The organism is Bacillus cereus group sp. BceL062, assembly GCF_051780025.1.
Classification (GTDB): Bacteria; Bacillota; Bacilli; order Bacillales; family Bacillaceae_G; genus Bacillus_A; species Bacillus_A toyonensis.
This window is the reverse complement of sequence record NZ_JBPWGY010000034.1, coordinates 1-5,767: the sequence shown is the minus strand read 5'-3', so window position 1 is coordinate 5,767 and position 5,767 is coordinate 1. Positions and strand designations below refer to the sequence as shown.

Below are 5,767 nucleotides of genomic sequence, written 5' to 3'. Positions count from 1 at the left end.
CGGAAGTTAAGCTCTCTAGCGCCGATGGTAGTTGGGACCTTGTCCCTGTGAGAGTAGGACGTCGCCAAGCAAGCTTAAGACGAGTCAGAATGACTCGTCTTTTTTGTGTTTTATAAAATAAGCTCGTTATCTGTAGTTTTCTTGAACTATAAATAACGAGCTTATTTGTGTTAAAAAATAGCAATATGAAATTTCAGTAAAGCTCTGTTTATTATAGTTCTGCTGTATTTTTCACATCAATGAGCTCAAATCGTTCGCAAACGAGTAGCATATCTTCAGAAAAAGTAAAACCAAGCTCATTTAGTTCCTTTGTAAAAAAACGAACATGGGTGTTTCTCCAGTAATTATAAGTACGATCTCCTTCGCCTTCAGCGATGGCGAATTCTTCGCTTACTTCATTCATCGGTGTTACAGTTACTTCTATTGTCTTAATAATCGCTACAGGTTCATCCTGACTATTGAGTATAATACTATAATCATTAGTCTTTGGTAGTGGTTCATTTTCTAATTCATAAAAAATGTGACCGGAGCATGTTGCGGTTTTGATACCGTCAATTACTAATTGTGCAAGATAATTAGGGGAATCCCCAAATTGCCAAGCTGTAACAGATGCTGGTTTTTCATTGTTTCCCCAATAAGTATCCCAATATGTTTGTGCTAATGGGTTCATTTGTATCGTTACCTCACTCTAATTAATCTTTAGTTTTTTTATAATCCCTGAGAAATTTACTTATTTGTTATGCCTTTGTACTCATTTAAAATTTGTATCGGTGTGTTGCGAATTAAGAAAGAGAATATGCGGAATGAATATGGTTTGTAAACACGTTCTGTCCATATATCGGATTTTTAATTTTCCAATTGTGTCGTACGGTAAAGGATATAACTGTTTGAAGAATATTTGGATTATTAAGGGCGATTTATTACAACTATGCCATATTGAAGTGAGTAATACTAGAGGTGAAATAGAGAAAAAACTGATATTCCAACTTGAATATCAGTTTAGTAATATGTGACTTATATGAATCTATAGCAATATGAAAAGCGTAAATAAGATAGCCAGCAAAATACGATAATATGCAAAAGGTTTTAAACCAATCTTCTCTAAAAGCTTCAAAAAAGTTACTACGGCTAGCATTGCTACTATAAAAGAGGTAATGAATCCTACCGCAAACATAGGGATGTCATCAACGCTTAAATATTTCCAACTTTTTAATAAGTCTAAGCCTGTAGCTCCAACCATTACAGGAAGAGCAATGAGAAAAGAGAATTCAGATGCGGTCTTATAATTTACTTTCGCTAATAACCCTCCAGAAATAGTAGAGCCAGCTCTAGAGAAGCCAGGGTATACCGCTAAGCATTGAAATAATCCAATTGTTAATGCTTGACGGTAGGTTAAATCATCCAGTGAATAGGCGGTTGCTTCTGTCTTTTTTACTTCTGCAAAAATCATAAGAATTGCTCCTGCTACAAGTCCAATGACGACAGTATATGGCTGAAATAAGTATGTTTTAATAACACCATGTAATAGTAATCCAGCAACTACCGCTGGGAATACACCAAGAAATACATGGAATGCGTTGAATTTTTTCTCTTTTCGTAGAAGAGGTTTAATATTACATAAAGAAACAAGGCGTTTATAGTATAAAATCGCAATAGCTAAAATTGCGCCTAACTGTATAACGATTTCAAAGGTCTTTGCTCTTTCTCCTTCGAAGCCTAATAAATGTCCGACTAATATAAGGTGGCCAGTAGAAGAGATAGGTAAAAATTCTGCTAATCCCTCTACAATACCGAGTATGAAGGCAATGATGATATCGCTCATAGTTTCACTCCTATAAATTAATGAATATCTACTCTCTTAAAATAGAATAGTGTTGCAATACATCCGAAAATTGCTGTTGCTGCAATGATGATATAAGAATACTCTGGTGGATATGTGGGTTGTAATTCGTTATTTGCGATATCTAGAGTAGCGGTCCACGGAAATAGATCTTTATGTTTAGAGTTCACGAGCATAAGGTTAGTCATTGTAATAATGACCGTTAATATAATAGGTGGTACATAGGTCTTCATTACAACGGTTAATAGTACAATAGGTGAAGACAATAGAAAGAGAAGTCCACCACATATTAAAAATTTTACGAGAGAGCTTAAGAGTAAGACGGTGCTAAATCCAGGGAAGCTACCTATTAGCCCTAATAATAAAGTTAGTGCCCAAGCGACTAAAGTAAGCATAATAATCCAAAGAAAGAGAATGATGAACTTACTTATAATAAAGCTAATGCGTGAGACTGGAATAGTTAGTAAATGTTTTAGTGTATCTTCTGTATATTCACGGATAAACAGATAAGCAATCACTACCCCATATAAGGGGAATCCTATAACTAAAGTAGTATATAAGTTAACTTCAGTGAATAGTTGATGGAACAAAATAGTTGGAGTAGGTTGTTTTGTTTTTATGTGTATATAAGACGCTACGACCACTAAGAAGGGTGCGACGCCAGCCCCGATAATGCTAATCAAAAACATATTGGAACGTTTTAATTTTAATAGTTCTGTATAGAGCAGATTAACCAATTGTTCCACCTCCAACTAGATTGGTGAAATAATCTTCTAATCTGTCTTCGCTCATCGCCATTTTTAATACATCAACATCGTTAAGAACGAACGTTCTGTTTATGTGTCCTTGCTGTCCAAAATGAGAATAAATACGAATATTCCCTTCATCATGTACTTCATAATCAAAAATTTGAAGATGATTTTCTAATAGCATCGTGGCTCTATTATCATTATTCACTTGAAATTCTATGTACTTACGGTTGGATTTGCGTAGCGTATCAAGAGAAACTTCTTCTAGTAACTTTCCTTCGTGGATAATTCCCATACGATCGACTAGTTGTTCTACTTCAGCTAATATGTGACTAGAAATGAGTATCGTTATATTTCTTTCCTGAGCTAAAGATTTAATGAGTTTTCGCATTTCTTTAATACCGATTGGATCGAGTCCATTAGTTGGTTCATCTAGTATGAGTAGTTCTGGATAGTGGAGAAGAGCACGTGCAATTCCTAAGCGCTGCTTCATTCCTAAAGAATACTTTCCTACTAACTTTTTTGTTTCATGCTGTAAGCCTACTATTTCTAATGCTTCTTCAATGGCATTCTTTTTGTGGATCCCAATTATCTTTGCATTAATTAATAAGTTTTCTTTTGCAGTTAAGTTTTCATAAAAACCTGGAACCTCAACGATAGAACCGATTCTTCTTAAAATATCTTTTTGATTTTGAAATAAATCCTCTCCGAATATTTCAATGTTTCCACTTGTAGGCTTTATAAGGCTAAGTAGCATACGTATGGTTGTTGTTTTGCCCGCACCGTTGCGTCCTATGAATCCATAAACTTCTCCTTGTAGAACATTAATATTTAGATTATCTACTGATTTTTGAGTGCCATATACTTTAGTAAGGTTAGTCGTTTTTATAATTGTATGTATAGGAGACACCTACTTTCTATAAGTTCTTACTTACATAATAAGAAGGAAGGCTTAACTGCATATTAATCATTTCTTAACTATTTCTTAAAAGAAGTGTATTTTGGAATGGAAAAACCAAAAGTAGTTCGTTTCCATGGGATACTTTCAACCCATATATGCCCACCATTTCTCTCAACGAGCGCTTTAGAAATCGAAAGCCCGAGACCGCTACTACCAAAAGAGGAGATTCTTGATTGTTCGCTTCGGTACATTCGCTCAAATATGTTTTGTAAATCATGTTTTGGAATGCCAGGGCCTTTGTCCCAAATAAGAAGTTCATATTCTGTATTGGTTTCTAGTAGTTCGATTCCTACTGTTTTCCCATCTTTTCCGTAATAAATGGCATTTTTTATTAAATTACCTATAATTCGCATAAGGCTAAGGTGATCTGCGATGATAGGACAAGTAGATTCTGGTATAAGAATCTGTAGTTCGATATTATGTTTTGAGAGTTCAGGTAAAAAATCGATTAAAACTTCTCTAGTAACTTCAGAAAAATCGAGTTCTTCTTCTTTTAGTGGGAATTCATTGGCGTCTAGCTTTGCCATATTGAATATTTCATCAACTAGATGTTTTAAGTTATTTGATTTCATATAAAGTATTTTAAGATATTCTTGCTTTTCTATTTCAGAAGCAGCTACTCCATCTTTTAAAGCATCGATATATCCAATAATGGAGGTGAGTGGTGTTCGGATATCATGCGAGATACTAGACAAAAGTTGTTTTCTAGATTTCTCGTATCTTTTTGCTTCAATCCGAACCTTTTCTAATTCAGCTATTAGTTCGTTTATTGAAAAAACGATATTATGTAAGGAACGGTCATTGCTTGTGAATAATCTCGTTTGTAAATTTCCGTTTAATACACGACTTAATTTAGTATTCATTGATTTGTGATTTTGAATGAATTGTATCCTTGAAAAGAAGAGATAAGTTGTAATTAAGATAAGGGTAATAAATAAAGACATTTTTACTCTTGGGCCCATTTGTATATTTAAAAGTCCGCAAATGATAAGTTGTAATGAAATAAGGAAGAGGGTTTTATCAGTCTTCAAGCTTTTCACCTACAAACTTATAACCAATTCCCCATATAGTTTGAATGAATTTTGGATTAGAAGGATCGATTTCTATTTTCTTTCTAAGTTTTCGAATATGTACCATAACGGTATTGTCATCTTCTATATAATTATCGTCCCACACATTTCGGAAGAGCTGCGTTTTTGTAAATACTTGCCCTGGATTTGAAGTAAAGAATTTTAATAGTTCCAGTTCTTTTCCGGTTAAGTTGATTTCCTCTTTATTTGTATGAACTGTATATGTATTTAAATTGATAGTGAGTCCTTTAAAAGCTAAAGTTGTTTTTTCTTGAACGGTATTGTTACTTCCAAGAATTAAAAAACGCCGCATAAGAGCTTTTACTCGTGCAACCACTTCGTGAATGCTGAAAGGTTTCGTAATGTAATCATCAGCGCCAATGCTTAAACCTAAAATTTTATCAACTTCGTGATCTTTAGCGGTCAGCATTAATATCGGTACGTTAGTTTTATCTCTAAGCTTTCTACATACTTCAATACCATCTACTTTTGGCATCATAATATCTAATATAACGAGGTTATAATTGTTTTGATTAAATAACTGCAAGGCTTCATCGCCGTTAATCGCAGTATCTACCATATATAATTCTCGTTCTAAATATATTTTTAATAAATTTCGAATTTCTTTATCATCGTCTGCTATAAGAATACGTATATCTTTCATATTATCACCTGTTTCTAATAGAGTTTTATTGGTAGTACAACACGATAAGCAAAGAGGTACATTAGGGAATACAATAACTCTCTAATTATATACTAGTATTTGTTAAAATAAGGTTGCTAGTTTCTTTAGGGAAAACATTCTTATAAATTAAGTAAGGTTTGACGAATGAAGTATTTAATTGAATATGTTTCGGAGGATAGATTTAGTAAAGAGAAGGAGAAGAGAGTTTTTCGTTAATGAAACTATTGTAAGGGCTTATATAGCCTAAAGGGTATTAACATATTTAAATTAAATTTCTTTGTAAAAAGGTGTTGACGATTAGAGTATAGAGGTGTAATATAGAACAAGTCGCCGATGCAATAACGTCGAAAGCGACAAACGAAATAAAAAACTTAGTTGACATCAATTAACGAAAATGTTAACATAAGGGAGTCGCAAATGAGCGGCCAAGTAGTTCTTTGAAAACTGAACGAAACAAACAAC

6 protein-coding genes are annotated in these 5,767 nt (G+C 33.6%); all 6 read right to left on the bottom strand.

Annotation, left to right across the window (positions count from 1 at the left end):
* Positions 1–211 precede the first annotated feature (211 nt).
* Positions 212–670, bottom strand: a complete 459-nt coding sequence (locus ACS2MN_RS30765) for an ASCH domain-containing protein (protein WP_001068554.1) — start codon at positions 668–670, stop codon at positions 212–214.
* A 354-nt stretch (positions 671–1,024) separates the two neighbouring features.
* A complete protein-coding gene (gene uppP / locus ACS2MN_RS30760) occupies positions 1,025–1,822 on the bottom strand; it encodes an undecaprenyl-diphosphate phosphatase UppP (protein WP_001279970.1) in 798 nt (265 codons plus the stop codon).
* 17 nt (positions 1,823–1,839) lie between these two features.
* Positions 1,840–2,577, bottom strand: coding sequence for an ABC transporter permease (locus ACS2MN_RS30755; RefSeq protein WP_346995198.1), 738 nt, complete (start codon positions 2,575–2,577; stop codon positions 1,840–1,842).
* Entirely contained in the window at positions 2,570–3,499 is a 930-nt protein-coding gene (locus ACS2MN_RS30750) for an ABC transporter ATP-binding protein (protein ID WP_000074550.1), read from the bottom strand. The genes ACS2MN_RS30755 and ACS2MN_RS30750 overlap by 8 nt, the downstream gene beginning before the upstream one ends.
* A 68-nt stretch (positions 3,500–3,567) precedes the next feature.
* Positions 3,568–4,581, bottom strand: a complete 1,014-nt coding sequence (locus ACS2MN_RS30745; RefSeq protein ID WP_142389061.1) for a sensor histidine kinase — start codon at positions 4,579–4,581, stop codon at positions 3,568–3,570.
* Entirely contained in the window at positions 4,571–5,284 is a 714-nt protein-coding gene (locus ACS2MN_RS30740) for a response regulator transcription factor (protein ID WP_000651985.1), read from the bottom strand. The genes ACS2MN_RS30745 and ACS2MN_RS30740 overlap by 11 nt, the downstream gene beginning before the upstream one ends.
* Positions 5,285–5,767 lie beyond the last annotated feature (483 nt).

Coding starts and splice junctions, on each gene's coding strand:
- ACS2MN_RS30740 (WP_000651985.1), bottom strand. CDS start 5,284: ATGAAAGATATACGTATTCTTATAGCAGACGATGATAAAGAAATTCGA.
- uppP (WP_001279970.1), bottom strand. CDS start 1,822: ATGAGCGATATCATCATTGCCTTCATACTCGGTATTGTAGAGGGATTA.
- ACS2MN_RS30765 (WP_001068554.1), bottom strand. CDS start 670: ATGAACCCATTAGCACAAACATATTGGGATACTTATTGGGGAAACAAT.